Here is a 17476-nt window from a genome sequence, read left to right as displayed (position 1 = left end):
TCTAAAAGAAGAAGATAATAATAATGACGTGATGTCATCCTCTCGTTTATTCATTACCTATTCATTATGCGCTTCTGAGCGAAGCGCCCTCTCTATTAAGCAAGCATGAAGCCTTGCTAGAGGCCACCCTGAAAGTAGTGTTCCACTACTAGGAGGGTGGCCTTCTTTTTTATTCCTATTTAATGGATCTATGCTGGCGCCATTGTTTTCGGTAGGCAAGCGGCGTTACATCCTCCCTCGCCTTAAACAGGTTGATAAAATGGCTGACGTTGTCGATCCCTACGAGCGGGGCAATGTCGGCTACAGGCTGATGCGAATATTTCAACAGCTCCTTTGCTTGTGAAATACGAACGCCAATGACATATTCGTGAGGAGAGAAGCCTGTATAGCGCTTGAATTGCTTGGCAAGATGGTATTTGCTCACCGCATGCCGGCGCGCCAGCTGATCGAGCGTCATTTTCTGGGCATAATGCTGCTCAAATTCCTCGATGATGGCCGCAATATAAGGCGGAAGCTCTGCGCTCAGCAGCTCCGGTTCATGCGCTGCAAACAGTATCTCGGTTAGAAGCTCGGCAAGCAATAGCGAGCTGGCCAGCTCTGTGCGGGTGCTTTTTTGCCGATTCATTTGCAGCAATTGCGTAAGGCAAGCCTGAATCCGGCATTCTGGCCGGAGCGTAACGACTGGAGTGCTGCTTGCAGCAAATTGCTCATAGTAGCCGCGTGTGGCGCTGCCGTTGAGGTGTACCCATAAAAGCTCCCAATTGCCGCCGGCAGCGGCATCTGCGGCATAATGCTGGTAGCTCATGCAATCGATAAAAAACAACTGATGGGGCCGCAGCTCATAAGTAACGTCACGGTACGTCAAGCGGCCTGCACCCGCTAAAGTATAGACGAGCAGGAACGATTCAAGCTGCTCCCGCTCGGTATAGTAAGGGGCGAAGGCCTGAAAATGCCCGATTTCCTGAATGTAAAAAAGAGTGGATTTCGCGAATGAGGATGGTGTAGCGGCTAAGCGGACGGATTCAGGCGTCCAGGCATGGATGGCTTTTTCACGATAAGCAGACATGGACGAAGGCCTCCCCAGGATTCTATTATTTTTGCACAACTTTGTTTGATGTTTATTATAATGTAAGCCTTTACAATAGTCATATAAAACATGATTGTAGCTGAAAGGATGGTCCGTCATGTCACTGCTGACACCGATTAAACCTGCCCGTAAACCGAGAATTGGCTTGTACTCCGTTGGCCTGCGCGCGTATTGGCAGCAGTTCCCCGGCCTGCGCGAGCGCCTTGAGCAATATGGGGCATTTATTGAGCAGAAAATCGCCCAATGGGGCGAAGTATTCAACTATGGCATGGTGGATACGGAAAGCGAGGGGCGCAGCGCGGGAGAATGGCTCAATACGCAAAATGTAGATGTAGTGTTTTGTCATGCAGCTACATATTCAACCAGCTCGACGGTATTGCCTGTCCATCAAATCAATAAAGCGCCGGTCGTGTTTCTTAATTTGCAGCCGACCGAGCGAATGAATTATGAAAGTTCGACGACAGGTGAATGGCTGGCTCACTGCGGCGCTTGTCCGGTTCCGGAGTTCGCTAATGCGTTTAATCGAGCGAGAATTCCCTTCAAAGTCGTAAATGGTCTGCTAGGTCTTGATTACACGCCGGATATTTCGCTGACGAATGAGGTGACGAGCGGGCGAAAGGAAGCTGTCCGCGCTTGGCGTGAAATTGAGGAATGGGTAAGGGCGGCAGCCGTTCCGCGTACACTGCGCCATAGCCGTTTCGGTTTTCTTGGCAATACGTACAGCGGCATGCTGGACATGTATAGCGATTTTACGATGATTCAGGCCCAGACCGGCCTTCACATTGAAGTGCTGGAAATGTGCGATTTGGATCGCATGCTAAGGGCGATTACGCCGCAGGAAACGAAGCGCAAGCGGGATGAAGTGCTGGCGATGTTCCAGTACAGCTGCGATTCTCCCTCTGACCCGATTGCCAGAAAGCCGACGGAGGGGCAGCTTGAATGGTCGTGCAAGGTGGCGGCAGCGCAGGAAAAGCTCATACGCGAATATGATCTGGATGCGCTAACCTATTATTATCATGGTGCTCCGGGCGGTGAATACGAGCAGCTGCAAGGCGGCTTTATTGTGGGGCATTCTTTGCTGACAGCCAGAGGTATTCCTTGCTCAGGTGAAGGAGATTTGAAGACGGCCGTCGCTATGAAAATATGCGATATTCTTGGCACAGGCGGGAGCTTCTCGGAAATCGTCGTCGTCGATTACGTTGATGAAACGATTTTGCTTGGGCATGATGGGCCGTTTCATATTGCGATATCCGAGGGCAAGCCGATATTGCGCGGCATGGGTCTGTATCATGGCAAGCAGGGAACGGGCGTATCCGTTGAAGCGAAGGTGCGGACGGGAGCGATCACGACGCTCAACCTGACCCAGACAGGCGATGGCAGGCTTAAGCTGATCAGCAGCGAGGCGGAGTCAACCAATGGACCGATTATGCATATTGGCAATACGCAGACGCCAGTAAGGTTCAAGCAGCATCCAGACGATTATATGACGGCATGGTTTGCCGAAGCTCCGACCCATCACTGCGCCATGTCGATCGGACATAATGCCTCGCTTTTCAGCAAGGTTGGGGAGTTGATGCAGATTAAGCATGTGACGCTTGTGTGATAGCAGGACGGGACTAAACGTGACACTATACTATATTAAATCTGCATTTTCCTTTTGCGTATAACCTAAAGGGATAGCCTATGAGTCATGAAAATGACAGAGTACCCTTTTTTTCGAAAATGTTCGAGTGAAAAAATTGGTATATTGATGAAAAAAGTAGATGGGTGATGTTCGTGGCGAATCTAGACTTTTCTAACTGTTTCATTTTATGATAAAAAAAGGTAATATTGGATTGTACTATTTATCACAAAAAAGGAGTTGTTTAGATTGAAAAAAGCGTTATTTTGTAGTGTGTTAGCTTTAGGTTTAATCGTTTCATCATCTTCCGCATTCGCTACTACAGTTACCAAGAATAGCAGTGGAAAAACATTTACTAAGTCCTGAGAATTGACCGCGAGCGGAGGAAACTGGCTCATAGGCTGGGATTGAAGTTACTCATAGCGGCACTTATTACCCAATAGACTACAGTAAATTAGTAGGAGATAATGGATTTCTCGACTTTTGTTTGCATGATAGTAAAGTGCCAATTTCAATACATATGAGCTTGCTCATTTAGGCTGCATACTCCTAGAGGAAGGCAGGGGCCTCATGAAGACAATTAAGTTTATTATCAGTTTTTGTGTTCTCTTTATTGGTATGTTAATTATTGGAGAAAGTCATACCTTTCATTTAGAAAATTTCTATACTAAATTTGATCAAACAACCCTGTATATGCAACCCCATACAACGGACCAAGAAATGGTCAAAGATATACTTAATTCTGCTAAAAATAATGATGTTGAAGTATTTACCTACATAAAATCGCCTAAAAGTATGTTTTCCACTGAGTTTGAAGTTTATGGATCATCCGGAGTAGAACCATATATAAATAAGGAACTACAAATCCATGAAGAAGTCTATGAGAGTCTTTTTATGGGGAACATTCGCTTCTCATTCTCAGAATTGGATAAAATAGGGGAAATGGACGCTGTTCATGAGTTTTATGTCATAGGAAATGACGATCAGGTTCATGCTTTTAAAATGAATTTAATTGATAAGTATGCTGGCAACCACCCTCAAGAAGGTTATGAAAATACAGAACTACGAAACACTATCATACTTATATGGCTGTTGATTTTATGCATGATTTTATTCCTAACTTTTTATGATGCGATATTTACAAAAAAAGAAAGTCTCATCAAAATTTCCATGGGAGAATCGGTTCATAAAATTTTTTGGGAAAATGTGATGATAGATTCGATTGTTCTGACCGTTCATTTTTCTATCGTCGTAAGTGCCTTATCACAGTTTACTAGTGTATGGTTTAGATTCGATCTTTCATTGACGTTCTTTCTGCTTATGCTGTTTTTAAATTCTTTACTTTATTTGAGTTTATTCAATTATCCAATAAAAGAAGTGTTTTCTAATAGTGTAGGATCTAAAAAACTATTGACATTAAACTACAGTTTGAAAATATTCACATCTATTATCACTATTTTAATTGTTTCAAGTAATTTAGTTTTTATAGTTGAATCCTTTAACTTATATAAACAGAAATCTTTTTTTGAAGAGTATTCCGAATACGATTACATCCGGCTTCAGTATAAACCTGTCCCTAATCGTGACGGTTCGGCAACGAATACTCTGACAGACAGCGTGAACGTACAGATGAGCTTTTATCAAGCCTTTTTTCGGGAATTTAAGGCAACTTCATTTGTTAATATTTCGAACCTAACAAAGGTAGAAGGAATTTTGGCCAACCAAAATTCATATGCCTACTTATCAAGCAAAATCAAAGAATTGAGAGAGGCAGCGCTAGCTGAGAAAGTTTATTTCGTATTACCGAAAGGATTGTCAAATGATGCTGGTATCGTGAAAAAAATGATGGAAGCTGTGCACTTCTACGAGGGTGCGGACTTTAGTTATGATCATGAGGTCATTTACTATGAAGATCCTATAGAATTGATAAGCATTGATGAAAATTATACCTATGGAAGCGATTTTTTCGAGAATCCCGTCATCATTTATAATAATCTGACACCAAAAATGCTCACAGCGGGTTCGAATAACATACAAAAAATGAATGTTTTACATGATATTATGTATAAAATTGAGGATCAAGCATTCACTCGTTTTATTGAAGAGCATGGATTAGAGAATCAAATTGTTAGCCGAACAAATGCTTTGGAAAACTACGAAAATAAATGGACTATCGCGAAACGGGTGTTATATATCAACCTAGTGTTTAGTGTATTGGTTATCGTAATGGAACTTCTTATTATTAGTTCAATTATTAAATTGGAATATGATATTAATGCGATTGAACTCGCGATAAAGAAAGTGATGGGATATAGTGCGGTTGAAAAGCACAGAAAACTACTCGTATTGACCGTGTTAACGACGACATTAAGTATGGGGCTAACTGTGATTATTTCCTTCATGCTAAATTTCGGCGAGTTCTACTATTTAATGATTGGCGGAATATCCATCTTATTATTGGAAGTGGCTGTTATTTTATTTTTTATTCATAGAATTGAAAAAGCCAAGATTCAGAAAATTTTAAAGGGAGGAAATCTATGATTGAGATTAAAGGTTTAACTAAAAAATTTGAAGACAAATTACTGTTTTCCAATTTTAATTTGACGATTAACGACAGAGCATTCGTTATATTCTCTGGGCCAAGTGGTTGTGGGAAAACGACATTGCTTAATATGATTGGAGCCATTGAGAAAATAGACGAGGGAGAGATTAAGGTAGATGGTATTGACATTAAAAATAAAAAAAATCATTTGAATTACTTTAGATCAAAGGTAGGGCTTCTTTTCCAAAATTTTGCGTTGGTCGATAATAAAACGGTGAAAGAGAATTTGAACTTGATTCGTAAGGATTGTCAAACCAACCTTTCGATGGTAGAGGCACTGAAAGTTGTAGGCTTGGAAGATAAATTGAACAAAAAAGTATACACATTATCAGGCGGAGAGCAGCAGAGGGTAGCCTTGGCCAGACTAATGTTAAAGAAATGCGATGTCATCCTAGCCGATGAGCCTACCGGTTCTCTGGATACAACGAATGCAGCAACCGTCATGAACATTTTGAAAAATTTAAATGAGCAGGGAAAAACGATCATTCTTGTAACGCATGATGAAAAGATAAAAGAAAAGGGGAGCCTCATGGTAAATTTATGAAAAATAAAAAAAGTATCTTCTTAACAGTTGCTGCTGTATTTATCCTTTGGAATGCAGGCTGGTTCATAGCTGTAAACGCCATCTATAATAAATATACCGTTCCAATCCCTAAATTTCATGGTGTATATATGAAAGAAGAAGATTACATTTATAATGTTAAAAAACCTGGTTATTTAAGATTGACAGGAAACTTAGGAGTTGCTAAAGCCGATAGTTTCAACGGTTTAATTATCTGGCCACTATTATTTGGGGGATATGAATACGGGCTCAGATTTCAAGGAGTGAACGGCGAAGTATATGAAATTATGGTGGATAGAAATTTGAACCCTATAAACAATAATGATGAATCTGCTATGAAAGCAATGGAAGAGAATAAGGTGCAGATACAAGAGCTGGTTTCCAGAGCCCAACGGATGTGGAATTTAGAATTTAATGAGGCTAGTTAAAGAAAGGTGATATACCTTACACTTGAAAAATGACTGGTTGCTCAAAAAAAAGACGCCATCCTCCGGGGATGGCGTCTTTTTTTTGTAAGCCTATGTTGCCCAATTCTTATTTAGGTGAAAAGCCGTTAGCAAGAAAGCAATCAAACTTTCGGTGCCTCAAGCTGCGCCTTAATGCCTTCCTTCGCTTCCTCGGCTTTCTCAGTAACAGCGTTGATGACATGCTCAGTGCCTTCCTTCGCATGATCGGCTATGTCGCAAGCCTCATCTCGAACGGTAGTGGCGAGGTTTTGTGTTTTATGGCCTATAGTTGAAACGAGATCGCTCGTTTTCTCGCTAATATTGGAAGCTAAGCGACCTGTTTTTTGGGATAAATCCGAGCATGTATTGGAAAGAGATTTTCGCAGCTCGGAGCCTGATTTTGGAGCAAGCAGCAGGGCCGACAAAGCACCGAGCGCACCTCCAATAAGAATTCCCGCGAGCAGTCCGTTTGATTTTGCTTCGTTTACAGGGTTTGACATAGTAATCCTCTCCTCTTATCTGGTTATCGTCTCTCATGTCACTAAGTAACCTGCCTAGCAGGTTTTGAAACAGGGGTTAAAATGAATGGCAGCGAAACATGCTTATGGAGGGATCATTTATTATAGGATTGGAAAGGCATAATCGTATATGATATAACTACTAGAGCGTTTCACTTTGAAAAAAAAGGTTGATTAACTTGTAGCAACGAAAGGAGCGCGAACATATGCGAATCGCAATTGTGGACGACAACGCTACAAATTTGCTCATTATAGAGAAGATTTTGCAAAAAGCTGGATATACGAAAATAGCAACGGCCTCCTCAGCAATGGAGCTGTTTGATATTTTGGAGCTAGATGAGCCGAATGCGACGGAACCGCCGGTTTCTCTCATTCTAATGGATTTAATGATGCCGGGCATCGACGGCATTGAAGCGTGCAGGCGTATTCAGGAAAACGAGCGCTACCGCGATATACCGGTTATTTTTGTTACGGCGCTTGGGGATTCAAATAAGCTGGCAGAAGCGCTGGACGCAGGGGCGATTGATTACGTCATGAAGCCGATTAATAAAGTCGAGCTGCTTGCCCGCATCCGCTCAGCGCTTCGTCTAAAATATGAAAAGGATTGGCATAAGGAGCGCGATCAGCGCATTTCCTTCGAGCTGAATTTGGCGAAGCAGGTACAGCGCAGCATACTCAGCGATCCGATTGACAATGAACGGGTGAAAATCGATGCGATTTATCGGCCCTCCTCGGAGCTGGCAGGCGACTTTTATGCCTGGTACAGCTTAGGCGGTGGAAAATATGGTGTTATTTTGCTTGATATGATGGGTCATGGCATTTCTTCCTCGCTCGTATGCATGTATATTTATTCGGCGCTGCAGGATACGATCAAAAGCATATCTGATCCCGAGCTCGTCGTGCTTGAGCTAAACCGGAGAATGATGCAGCTGCAGGGCTCGAATCAACTGATGAACTATTATTTTACCGCCATCTATTATGTGCTGGACACAAGCGAGCAGACGATTGAATATGTCAATGCCGGGCATCCCGCAGGCATCGCCTTTGTGGATCAAAAACCGCAGCTGCTGACGGAAGGCTGCTGCGCCTTAGGCTTTTTTGATAATATTGAAGTGAAAAAAGGCACAATTGCATATCGCAATCAGGTGAAAATCGTTCTTTATACCGATGGTCTGCTCGATCAGCTCGCCAAAGGACAAGAGGATGACGTTCAGCAGCTGCAAGCAAGGCTGGGTGAAGATGGGGAACAGCTCGAGGATCATGTGCTGAATCTGTTTGAAGGTTTAGGACAGGTGAGCCAGCAGGACGATATTTGCCTTGTGACGGTCGAAACAAAACTGAAGGCGTAATAGATAGGGCAAGCGAGATACAAATAGCGTAAATTGAAAGATCCAAAGCTGGCAGCATGCTTTTACGAAAAAAAATTTGATATTATGGCCCGTGAGCTGTTTCAATCATTCCCAAACGGTTTAATACAAGAATATCTGACTATTTCAGTGAATGCTGGTTTTGTTATGAACAGCATGTTTGGCTGCATATCTCTTCATTGTAAACGTAGGCATGATAAACGTAATAGCCGCTTTCATCCCGCAAGTGGCAAGCAGGCAGCTGATGTTCCAGGCCCTCAGTTCTCCGCTTGTGCAGTGACGGTGTTATTGATATGATCTACTTAAAATTTGCCTCGGGAGTGTGTTCAATGACGTTAAACAAATTTCAGGCAGTTATTCATGAAACGGATAGCGCGATAATTGTACAAGTAGGCGGTGAGCTTGATTTGGCCGCAGCGCCCGAGCTACGCTCCCTGCTCGAAACGGTTGTCAATCGTACGGAGAAAACGCTAGTACTTGATACGGAACGCCTTGCTTATATCGATAGTACAGGTATCGGCATCGTGGTGTCGGTCATTAAAGCGCGTGATGAGAAGAAAGCTGAATTTATCGTTAAAAATATTCCAAGAAGCATTAAGCGGCTATTTGATATTACAGGCATTTCAGGTTATATCAACGAAGGGACCGTTAGCTAAGCATGAAGCGTATTGTGATGCAAATACCGGCGGACGCACAATATTTGGATATCGTGAGGCTTGGCCTGTACGGTATTGCTTCTAAAATGGGTTTTTCGTACGAGGATATCGAAGATATGAAGGTTGCTGTGGGAGAAGCCTGCAATAACGCTGTTTTACACTATACGCCACATCAAGCGGTCGAGCGGGAAGCGGTCGATGCTGTTCAAGCAGCTGAGGACGAGCTCCAAATTATAGTTGAATTTGAAGTGCTGCCTGACAGCTTGACGATAAAGATTACGAATAGCGGAGCAGGCTTTGAAGCCGGCGCCTATATGGAAAAGGCAGGGCCGCTCGAAGGTGAGGATACGAGCGGTTTGGAAGTTGGTGGACTGGGCTTGTATTTAATGCAAGCGCTAATGGATGAGGTTAATATACATTCCGCTGAATGTACGCAGGTTGTCATGACCAAGCGCCTTCTGCCGCTGCAATAACAAATAACCACGACTAAGGCATGGGACGCCCCGGCAAGTCGTGGTTTTCTTTTTTTATATCGCTGGCCGGCTGCTGTTTCATTCCTTGTGGAGCAGGGTAACTAAAACGTAACAAGAAGCACAAGGAAAGTAAGGGGGGCTATGCTTATGCTATGGGAAATAGGGGTTTTGATAGCAGCAATTGCTTTTGCCATACTCGTTTATTATGTGATAGAGACGCTTAGAGCGCTTAAGTATTCACTTGATGAGTTGAGGGTAGCTTTAGTCGAAGTGAAGCATGAGATATCGGCAATCGGTACAGAGGTGAAGGGTATCGTTCAAACGACAAACTCTGTTGCAGATGATGTAAATATGAAGCTCAAATCGCTTGATTCGCTGTTTGGCTCGCTGGATGATGTAGGCCATGTCGTTCAGGAAGCGACCTCGGCGGTTAAGGAATCGGCTGTCGCACTCATTTCCTCTGTGAAAACGGGACAGAAGCTGCGGAAAGAAAGAGCTGTCGTACAAGCCAGAGCGGAAGCAGCAAGGCCGAAAGTGGCAGTGAATAGCACGAAGACGGAATTAATTGCCCAAGGAGCAACGCTTGCGGCGAAGGTGCTGCAGATGCTTGTAGAGCGTAAAGCCAATACGGCAGCAGCAGACGATGTATCCAGGCCGGCTGCTATGCATAATACAGCTTCAAGCAGACAGTAAACAGATTATTTGCAGCATGACGTACAGAACTTAACATTTTACTGTAGAAAGGAAAGAATGGCTGATATGAAAACATCGGTGCAATTGACAATTCCAGCGGAGGCAGATTATCTCGATATCGTAAGGTTGACCTTATATGGTCTTGCCGTTAAATTAGGTTTTGAATATGAGCAAATTGAAGATATGAAGGTAGCTGTGGGCGAGGCGTGCAATAACGCGATTATACATGGCTATGAGCATCGCGGCTCGGGCGAGCTTCATGTAAGTTTTGAACAGCAGCTAGATGGCTTGAAAATTTGCGTTCGTGACAAAGGATCCAGCTTTAATTATGAACAGGCTGTCAACCGTACAGCGGGAGCGCTTCATGCGACGAGACTTAGCGAGGCTCCAATTGGCGGACTTGGCCTGTATATGATGCAGGCGCTCATGGATCATGTGGAAGTGAATACGACTAGCGGTACGGAGGTCATTCTCACCAAACTGCTTGGCAGAAAAGAGGAGATGGCATGAGTACAAAACCCTCCTCCAAAGCTCCAAGCGAAATAGCCGCATTCATGCAAACCTACCGTGATGAAGGTTGTAATGAGGCGGCTACGGCGCTTCTGGTGCATTATGAGGATATTGTTCGGATGGCTGCTGGCAAAATGTCTCGCAGCCGCCCGGATTTATATGAAGATTTATATCAGGTAGGCCAAATGTCGCTGTTGCGGCTCTTTAAACAATACGACCCTTCAATCGGTATTCCGTTTGAAGGTTATGCGATGAAAAGCGTCATCGGCAATTTGAAAAATTATTTGCGTGACCGCTCCTGGTATATTCAAGTGCCTAGACGTGTAAAGGAAAAAGGCAGCATGCTTCAGCATGCGATTGATGAGCTGACGGTAACGCTGGAACGCTCTCCGAAAGTGGAGGAAATCGCCGCCCATCTGGAGCTTACGCAGGAAGAGACGATTGAAATTTTGGCTGGACGTGATTATTACCATTATACGTCGCTTGATACACCGCTGACGAGCGAAGGGGATGGCGCTTCAATTGGCGATCTCATCGCTAATCCGTCTGATGAATTTAAAGCGCTTGATATGAAGCTGGACATAGGAGAAGCAATGAAAAGCCTCAAGGAAGAAGAACAAACCGTCATCCATTTAATCTATCAGGAAGGCCAGTCGCAGCGAATGATAGCCGATAAGCTGGGTGTGTCGCAAATGAGCGTTTCCCGTATTCAGAAGCGTGCGATTGAGAAGCTGCGGGCATGGCTGTAGGTTTTTCCGCGTGCCTCGTTTTCTTGCCATACTCTTAGAATTGATGATAGAGTTATAGGTATGGTGGGAATGGAGGAATGACTTATTTGGCGTTCGATGCGCTTTACAATAAGAGCGAAAATTTTATTAGGCTATCTTAGCATCCTATTATGTTTAGCTGTTGCCATTGCCATTATTGTTGTTCGTATAAATGCTTTGCAGAGCGAAATCAATTTCATAGCAGATCATGATATTGCCGTTCATGAAATGGTTGATCAACTTGAAATCAATATGCTTGATATGCAAAATGGGCAGCGCGGTTACGTTATCAGTGGTGACGAAAAGTATTTGGTTCCTTACAACGATGCTAATTTAGTATGGGAAAATAATTATAATACGCTGTATGAGCTATTGAATGATAATCCTGCCCAACAGGTGAATTTAGAGGAAATTAAAGGGAATATTGAGCAATGGGGCAAGTTTGCTGGGCAGCCCGTTGTTCAACTACGGAAAGAAAACAAGATGGATGCGATACGGACCTATTACACAAGCGATCTGGGCAAGGAAATTGTGGAAAAGGTGCGCACCCAGCTGGAGCAGCTTCGCACTACAGAGAAGGAGCTTACGAAGCAAAGGGTGGAGGCGCTCTCACAAAATAATCGCAATTTGCAATATGTATTAGTTATTGCGTTTGCGTTAGTAACGATAAGCGCGATCGGTGCTGCAATGTTCGTCTCAGGCGCCATCGTTCGTACGATTAAGGATGTCAAACATACGATTCGCAGCATCATTGCGTCAGAAGGCGATATTAATGAGCGTATTCGCGTGAATACGAAGGATGAGATTCGCGAGCTGGCTGAGGCGACCAATGAATTGCTGGACAACGTCAATGAAGAAAGCTGGGTACAGAAGCGTACCGTGGAGATAGCGGATATGTATCAGGGCTTTAAGAATATTACTGATCTGTCCGAAGCGTTTGTCTATCAAGTAACGCCGATGCTTGATGCTACTTATAGCGCCATATATTTGCGCCATATCCAAAATGGTGTGACTACTTATGTGAAGACGGCCTCCTTTGCAGGGCCTGAGCATGCGATAGAAGCAGCATTAAGCTTCAAGCCTGGAGAAGGAATTGCCGGCCAATGTGTTGTTGACAAACGGCTGTATCATTTGACTGATTTGCCAATGGGATACGTTAAAGTCCGTTCTTCCTTAGGCGAGGCTTCTCCTCGAAGTTTGCTGGTAGCTCCGATTTTCTTCGAGGGCAAAGTGCTGGCGGTTGTGGAGTTTGCCTCCTTTGGAACATTTGAAGATAAGCATCATACGCTTATTAAAACGCTGCAGGAAAGCCTTGGTGTAGCTATAAACAGCGTCGTAGGCCGTATGGAGATCGAGCGTCTGCTCAATGAATCGCAAATGCTGACCGAGGAGCTGCAGGCGCAGTCCGAGGAATTGCAGGCACAGTCTGAGGAAATGCAAATGCAGCAGGAGCAGCTGCGCCTGACGAACGACTATTTGCAGGAGCAGCGGGACTTGGCCGAGCAGCGCAATACCCAGTTGGAGCAGACGAAGCATGAGCTTGAGGATTATTCCGAGAAGCTTGTGCAGAGCTCGCAATATAAGACGGATTTTCTGGCCAATATGTCGCATGAGCTGCGTACGCCGCTTAACAGCATTTTGATTTTGTCGCAGATGCTTTATGAGAATGAAAATAAGACGATGACGGAGGAAGAACAGCATTATTCCCACGTCATCCATTCAGCAGGCAAGGATTTGCTTAGCCTGATCGACGATATTTTGGATTTATCGAAAATCGAAGCGGGCAAGCTGGAAGTGACGATAGACGATGTCAATATGACAGAAATTCCAATGCTGATGCGCCAGTTATTTGACCCCGTAGCGGAGAAAAAACAGCTTTCCTTCGTTACAGTATTCGATGAGCAAGCACCTCCTATTATCTCGACGGACGGTCACCGCTTGCAGCATATTTTGAAAAATCTGCTGTCTAATGCGTTTAAGTTTACAGATAGTGGTTCCGTTCGCCTTGGCATTTCTTCTGTGGAACACTCACGAATGCTGGAGCTTTACAATGGTGAGGCTCCATCAGATACGATGATTGCGATTTCGGTAACCGACAGCGGCATCGGCATTTCGCCAGACAAGCAGGCGATTATATTCGAAGCGTTCCAGCAAGCCGATGGCACGACGAATCGCCAATATGGCGGTACGGGTCTAGGCTTATCGATCTGCCGAGAATTTACCCGCCTGCTTGGGGGCCGGCTGCAGCTTGAAAGCGTGGAGGGCGAGGGAAGTACGTTTACGTTGTATTTGCCAAGCTTAAGTGAAGAATTCGTAGCGATCAGTCAGGAAATGCTGAATACCCGCGACCAGTCAGCGGCTGGTGCTAACACCGTAATATGGCTTACATCTGATGATGCTCGGGGTGACTCCAAGCAGCTGTATGATGAAGGGTTTAGCGAGGAAGAGGCCTCGCAGCTAAAAGCTCATTTAGAGGATACGAGACTATTTGAGGGGAAACGGGTGCTGCTCGTGGATGACGACGATCGCAATGTATTCGCGCTTAAGACGGCGCTTAACAGTAAAGGGGTTATCGTGGAATCGGCCAGCAACGGCAAGCTTGGCCTGGAGCTTTTGAATAGACAACCTGATTTTGATATTATTCTAATGGATATTATGATGCCGGTTATGGACGGATTGGAAGCGATACGCAGCATTCGCAGCAATCCGGCTATGAAAGAGGTGCCGATTATTGCGCTTACAGCGAAAGCAATGAGGAATGATCGGGATCGCTGCATGCAGGCGGGCGCCTCGGATTATATTAGTAAGCCGCTCCAAATGGAGCAGCTTTACTCGCTGCTGCGCGTATGGATGACGAAGCAGGAGGGCCGATGAATCAAGAAGTGGAGAACGTAGAGCTGGAATTATTTTTAGAAGGCATCTACCGCTATTATGGATTTGACTTTCGGCATTATATTCGTTCGTCGCTCTTGCGCCGAGTTCAAAATCGGTTGCGTATTGAAGGGATTCCTACGATTACAAGATTGCTTGATCAGGTGCTTCGGGATAAAGAAATGCTGGACAAGGTGCTGCATGATTTCTCCATTAGAGTAACCGAGATGTTTCGAGACCCTGGTTTTTTCCTTGCCCTGCGTCAAGAGGTTATTCCTTATTTGCGAGGGCTTCCGGAAATAAGAATATGGCATGCTGGTTGTGCGACTGGTGAAGAGGTTTATTCTATGGCGATTTTGCTCAAGGAGGAAGGCCTTACGCAGCGCAGCAAAATTTATGCGACCGATATGAGCGAGAGCGCGATTGAGAAGTGCCAGCGCGGCGCTTACCCGCTAAAGCAAATGCAAATTTATACGAAAAATTACATGGAAGCGGGCGGAATGATCGCATTCTCCGAATATTATCAAACGGATCATCAATATGCATATTTCTTGCCGGAGCTGCGGAATAATATTATGTTTGCCCAGCATAATTTGGTGACGGATGGATCGTTTAATGAATTTCATTTGATCATTTGTCGCAATGTGATGATTTATTTCGACACAACCTTGCAGAAGCAAGTCCATAAGCTGTTTTACAGCAGTTTGGCGACGGAGGGATTTCTCGGATTGGGAAATAAGGAGTCCATTGTGCAGCTCGATAAGCATTTGCAATATGTCGAATTTAACCCGAATGAGCGGATTTATCGCAAAGCAACATTAGGCGGAGAGGCCGCAAAATAGGCTGTATAATGGAAAGAGCGGCTTGTCTGCTCTTTTTTTGTGTTATATAATTTTTTTGCCAATAGGTAAAAAAGGCAGGGATGCTATCAAAGATTGTCGAATACTTTAGGAGAAATGGGCTAGTGATGAATTTTCGAAGCTTTGAGGTGCAGGAATGAGAGAAGTATTGAGATACGCAAGGTTCATCGTATTATTCTTCGTTTTATCCATCTGTTTAATGGTTCCTCGAGCTTTTGCGAGCCCTCCTCCTCCACCAATAACATATATTGATCAGTGGTATATTCAATGGCTAGATGAGGCAAGTCAGGAGCCAGTTCTCGCAGATGTGATGGATCAGGAGCACAGAGATAGATGGATTTTGGCAACAGGCAATGATCGGCTAACCGCTAAGCCGGACGGCTTTAACTCCGCTTGGATCAAGATTGAGGTTCCTGAGCTCAATTGGGAAAACCCAGGTATTATGCTGGATGTGAACTATGCGCAGCAAATTCGTATATTTAACGATGGTTATCTTATTTATGAGGATGAGCGAAACTACGGCTATGAGACGAACAATATTTTGCTGAAGCTGTCTCCTCACTATTATAATAAGCCAATATACATCTATTTAAAAGGCAATGCAGATGCAAGCTCGCTCGGAATCGATGGGAGCGTGAAGTTTGGCGATTTCCAAAGCATGAATTCTAAATATTTGCAGAAAAATATTTTGGATATTATTTTGGGCGGCACGCTTGTATTTGTATCGATTTCATTGCTAATATGCATGCTGTTTGTGAATAAAATATATTGGCCAGGCTGGAATTCATTATGTCTCCTCATGCTGTCGATTGGGGTAATGACATTGACGATTTCCCCGTATTTGTATGCGTTTTTCGGCAAATCCAGCCGGGTGTATTATTATTTGTTTGATATATCCTCGACGTTTATTATGACCTGGATCTTTTTGTTTTTTGAGCAAATTATTAGTAAAGGCACAAGCCGGATATTAAAATATTGCTTGCGTGTCCAATTAGTCATCTCTATTGGAAGCTTCGTATGGCTGCTGCTGAGCGTCCTGCTAGGCGGAAGGATCTTGCATTATTATGAGAGCATCATCCCACTCATCTTCGCTTCGTCCGTCATGATCGGCAATATCATTTTGATTTCGGTGCTTACATTTTATTGTGTGAAGCGTAACCGGGAAAGCATTATTATTTCCGCAGGCTTTGCGCTGTTTGCGCTAACCGTAGTGTCGGAGCTGGTCATTTATTTTACGCAAAAAGATTATGAAATGTTTTATTGGAAATGGGGAACATTGTTTTTCATCTTTTCGTTAATTGTGGTATTGATCCGGCGGATCATTAATAATTATGAGCAAATGCTGCTGTACTCCCAAAAACTGGAAGTCTTCAATAATGAGCTGCAGCGTTCGGAGAAAATGGAAATTATTAGCCAGCTCGCCGCATCGGTTGCACATGAGGTGCGCAATCCGCTGCAGGTGACTCGCGGCTTTCTTCAACTAATTGGCCACCGTTCCGCTGATCAGAAGGATAAAAACTATATGCTGCTTGCTATCGACGAGTTGGATCGGGCTTCCAGCATCATTACGGACTTCTTGACCTTTGCCAAGCCTCAGGTTGAAATGACGACGATTTTGAATATAGCCGAGGAATTGGGACAAATTGAAGCGATTTTATCTCCGCTAGCTACAATCCAAGGTGGAGAATTGCGAGTAGAGTCGAATTTTGAACTGTATGTGCGGGGGAATTCCTCTAAATTCAAGCAAGCGATTATTAATATTGTGAAAAATAGCATCGAAGCGCTGCCGACAAAGGGAAGCATCGACATTATTGCCTATCAGGAGGATTCTACCGTCATTATTCGCATTAGCGATAATGGAGTCGGAATGGAAGAGAGCGAGCTGGAAAGATTGGGCGAGCCGTATTTCTCCAATAAGTCCAAAGGTACAGGGCTTGGGCTGATGGTTACCTTCCGCATTATAGAAGTGATGAACGGCCGGATCTATTTTAACAGTATTAAAGGAGTAGGCACGGAAGCGTTCGTAAGTTTGCCTATAGCAGAAATTCAATAAAAGCGCCTTGCCGTCCCGGCAGGGCGCTTGATTTATGACTGTACGTAGAGGTTTACTTCCAAGGCGGGGATGCGACAGCCGCTTGGGAGCTATCAGCAGGGCTGACAGGAATAACGAGATAGTAGCTGTTAGTTTGTTCTACTACTGCTTTTACTTCAACGCCTTCTGGAATTTCAACTTGAAACGCCTCTTTAATAGCGGTACGTGGATCAGCAAGGAGCTGCTTCTTGAAAGCCTCATCTTCCCATGCTTTCTGAATAATTTGCTGTCGTAAATTGTTTTCGCTGCTCATACTTTTCCACCTTTCTAATATTATGTATAAGTTCCATTTACATATTGTAACATGAAATTTCGACAAAAACTACTATATATTTTCAGAAAACATTGCTG

The 17476-nt window shown here is 44.0% G+C and carries 16 protein-coding genes; 13 read left to right on the top strand and 3 right to left on the bottom strand.

Annotation, left to right across the window (positions count from 1 at the left end; all coding sequences use genetic code 11):
• Nucleotides 1-175: 175 nt before the first annotated feature.
• Nucleotides 176-1066, bottom strand: coding sequence for a helix-turn-helix domain-containing protein (locus tag ABEW34_RS12705; protein ID WP_430159102.1), 891 nt, complete (start codon nt 1064-1066; stop codon nt 176-178).
• Nucleotides 1067-1184: 118 nt separating this feature from the next.
• Here ABEW34_RS12705 and ABEW34_RS12700 point away from each other — a divergent pair, with 118 nt between their 5' ends.
• From ABEW34_RS12700 to ABEW34_RS12685, 4 genes are all read left to right on the top strand, one after another.
• On the top strand, nt 1185-2690 hold the full coding sequence (locus ABEW34_RS12700) for a hypothetical protein (RefSeq protein WP_430159099.1): 1506 nt from the start codon (nt 1185-1187) through the stop codon (nt 2688-2690).
• Between the two features lie 588 nt (nt 2691-3278).
• On the top strand, nt 3279-5249 hold the full coding sequence (locus ABEW34_RS12695) for a DUF1430 domain-containing protein (protein WP_430159096.1): 1971 nt from the start codon (nt 3279-3281) through the stop codon (nt 5247-5249).
• The gene (locus ABEW34_RS12690) at nt 5246-5854 is read left to right on the top strand and encodes an ATP-binding cassette domain-containing protein (protein WP_430159093.1); all 609 of its coding nucleotides are present in this window, start codon (nt 5246-5248) and stop codon (nt 5852-5854) included. Before ABEW34_RS12695 ends, ABEW34_RS12690 begins: the two co-directional genes overlap by 4 nt.
• On the top strand, nt 5851-6300 hold the full coding sequence (locus ABEW34_RS12685) for a hypothetical protein (RefSeq protein WP_430159091.1): 450 nt from the start codon (nt 5851-5853) through the stop codon (nt 6298-6300). Before ABEW34_RS12690 ends, ABEW34_RS12685 begins: the two co-directional genes overlap by 4 nt.
• 140 nt (nt 6301-6440) lie before the next feature.
• Here ABEW34_RS12685 and ABEW34_RS12680 read toward each other — a convergent pair whose 3' ends face one another.
• Entirely contained in the window at nt 6441-6818 is a 378-nt protein-coding gene (locus tag ABEW34_RS12680; protein ID WP_430159088.1) for a YtxH domain-containing protein, read from the bottom strand.
• 224 nt (nt 6819-7042) lie between these two features.
• Between ABEW34_RS12680 and ABEW34_RS12675 the strand changes: the two genes are divergently transcribed.
• The 9 genes from ABEW34_RS12675 to ABEW34_RS12635 all read left to right on the top strand — a co-directional run bounded on the left by ABEW34_RS12675 (nt 7043) and on the right by ABEW34_RS12635 (nt 17086).
• On the top strand, nt 7043-8185 hold the full coding sequence (locus tag ABEW34_RS12675) for a PP2C family protein-serine/threonine phosphatase (RefSeq protein WP_430159085.1): 1143 nt from the start codon (nt 7043-7045) through the stop codon (nt 8183-8185).
• 347 nt (nt 8186-8532) lie between these two features.
• Nucleotides 8533-8859, top strand: a complete 327-nt coding sequence (locus tag ABEW34_RS12670) for an STAS domain-containing protein (protein WP_056037176.1) — start codon at nt 8533-8535, stop codon at nt 8857-8859.
• Nucleotides 8860-8861: 2 nt separating this feature from the next.
• Nucleotides 8862-9332, top strand: a complete 471-nt coding sequence (locus ABEW34_RS12665) for an ATP-binding protein (RefSeq protein ID WP_430159082.1) — start codon at nt 8862-8864, stop codon at nt 9330-9332.
• Nucleotides 9333-9479: 147 nt separating this feature from the next.
• Nucleotides 9480-10025, top strand: a complete 546-nt coding sequence (locus tag ABEW34_RS12660; protein ID WP_430159079.1) for a DUF948 domain-containing protein — start codon at nt 9480-9482, stop codon at nt 10023-10025.
• Between the two features lie 57 nt (nt 10026-10082).
• Entirely contained in the window at nt 10083-10535 is a 453-nt protein-coding gene (rsbW, locus tag ABEW34_RS12655; protein ID WP_430159076.1) for an anti-sigma B factor RsbW, read from the top strand.
• A gap of 44 nt (nt 10536-10579) precedes the next feature.
• Nucleotides 10580-11284 carry a sigma-70 family RNA polymerase sigma factor gene (locus ABEW34_RS12650; protein ID WP_430159190.1) on the top strand — a complete coding sequence of 235 codons (705 nt, stop codon included), beginning with the start codon at nt 10580-10582 and terminating at the stop codon, nt 11282-11284.
• A gap of 96 nt (nt 11285-11380) precedes the next feature.
• Complete coding sequence (locus ABEW34_RS12645) at nt 11381-14176, top strand: CHASE3 domain-containing protein (protein ID WP_430159073.1); 2796 nt, start codon at nt 11381-11383, stop codon at nt 14174-14176.
• A complete protein-coding gene (locus ABEW34_RS12640) occupies nt 14173-15015 on the top strand; it encodes a CheR family methyltransferase (protein WP_430159070.1) in 843 nt (280 codons plus the stop codon). Before ABEW34_RS12645 ends, ABEW34_RS12640 begins: the two co-directional genes overlap by 4 nt.
• A 328-nt stretch (nt 15016-15343) precedes the next feature.
• A complete protein-coding gene (locus tag ABEW34_RS12635) occupies nt 15344-17086 on the top strand; it encodes an ATP-binding protein (RefSeq protein ID WP_430159188.1) in 1743 nt (580 codons plus the stop codon).
• Nucleotides 17087-17138: 52 nt separating this feature from the next.
• Here ABEW34_RS12635 and ABEW34_RS12630 read toward each other — a convergent pair whose 3' ends face one another.
• Entirely contained in the window at nt 17139-17378 is a 240-nt protein-coding gene (locus tag ABEW34_RS12630; protein ID WP_430159067.1) for an NHLP leader peptide family RiPP precursor, read from the bottom strand.
• Between the last annotated feature and the right edge of the window lie 98 nt (nt 17379-17476).

Origin of the sequence: Paenibacillus algorifonticola, assembly GCF_050481745.1 — a bacterium.
Classification (GTDB): Bacteria; Bacillota; Bacilli; order Paenibacillales; family Paenibacillaceae; genus Pristimantibacillus; species Pristimantibacillus algorifonticola_A.
This window is presented reverse-complemented; position numbering and strand designations above follow the sequence as displayed.

Excerpts from the sequence above, each read along its gene's own strand:
- ABEW34_RS12705 (WP_430159102.1), bottom strand. The coding sequence starts at position 1,066 with ATGTCTGCTTATCGTGAAAAAGCCATCCATGCCTGGACGCCTGAATCC.
- ABEW34_RS12700 (WP_430159099.1), top strand. The coding sequence starts at position 1,185 with ATGTCACTGCTGACACCGATTAAACCTGCCCGTAAACCGAGAATTGGC.
- ABEW34_RS12695 (WP_430159096.1), top strand. The coding sequence starts at position 3,279 with ATGAAGACAATTAAGTTTATTATCAGTTTTTGTGTTCTCTTTATTGGT.
- ABEW34_RS12690 (WP_430159093.1), top strand. The coding sequence starts at position 5,246 with ATGATTGAGATTAAAGGTTTAACTAAAAAATTTGAAGACAAATTACTG.
- ABEW34_RS12685 (WP_430159091.1), top strand. The coding sequence starts at position 5,851 with ATGAAAAATAAAAAAAGTATCTTCTTAACAGTTGCTGCTGTATTTATC.
- ABEW34_RS12680 (WP_430159088.1), bottom strand. The coding sequence starts at position 6,818 with ATGTCAAACCCTGTAAACGAAGCAAAATCAAACGGACTGCTCGCGGGA.
- ABEW34_RS12675 (WP_430159085.1), top strand. The coding sequence starts at position 7,043 with ATGCGAATCGCAATTGTGGACGACAACGCTACAAATTTGCTCATTATA.
- ABEW34_RS12670 (WP_056037176.1), top strand. The coding sequence starts at position 8,533 with ATGACGTTAAACAAATTTCAGGCAGTTATTCATGAAACGGATAGCGCG.
- ABEW34_RS12665 (WP_430159082.1), top strand. The coding sequence starts at position 8,862 with ATGAAGCGTATTGTGATGCAAATACCGGCGGACGCACAATATTTGGAT.
- ABEW34_RS12660 (WP_430159079.1), top strand. The coding sequence starts at position 9,480 with ATGCTATGGGAAATAGGGGTTTTGATAGCAGCAATTGCTTTTGCCATA.
- rsbW (WP_430159076.1), top strand. The coding sequence starts at position 10,083 with ATGGCTGATATGAAAACATCGGTGCAATTGACAATTCCAGCGGAGGCA.
- ABEW34_RS12650 (WP_430159190.1), top strand. The coding sequence starts at position 10,580 with ATGCAAACCTACCGTGATGAAGGTTGTAATGAGGCGGCTACGGCGCTT.
- ABEW34_RS12645 (WP_430159073.1), top strand. The coding sequence starts at position 11,381 with ATGCGCTTTACAATAAGAGCGAAAATTTTATTAGGCTATCTTAGCATC.
- ABEW34_RS12640 (WP_430159070.1), top strand. The coding sequence starts at position 14,173 with ATGAATCAAGAAGTGGAGAACGTAGAGCTGGAATTATTTTTAGAAGGC.
- ABEW34_RS12635 (WP_430159188.1), top strand. The coding sequence starts at position 15,344 with ATGGATCAGGAGCACAGAGATAGATGGATTTTGGCAACAGGCAATGAT.
- ABEW34_RS12630 (WP_430159067.1), bottom strand. The coding sequence starts at position 17,378 with ATGAGCAGCGAAAACAATTTACGACAGCAAATTATTCAGAAAGCATGG.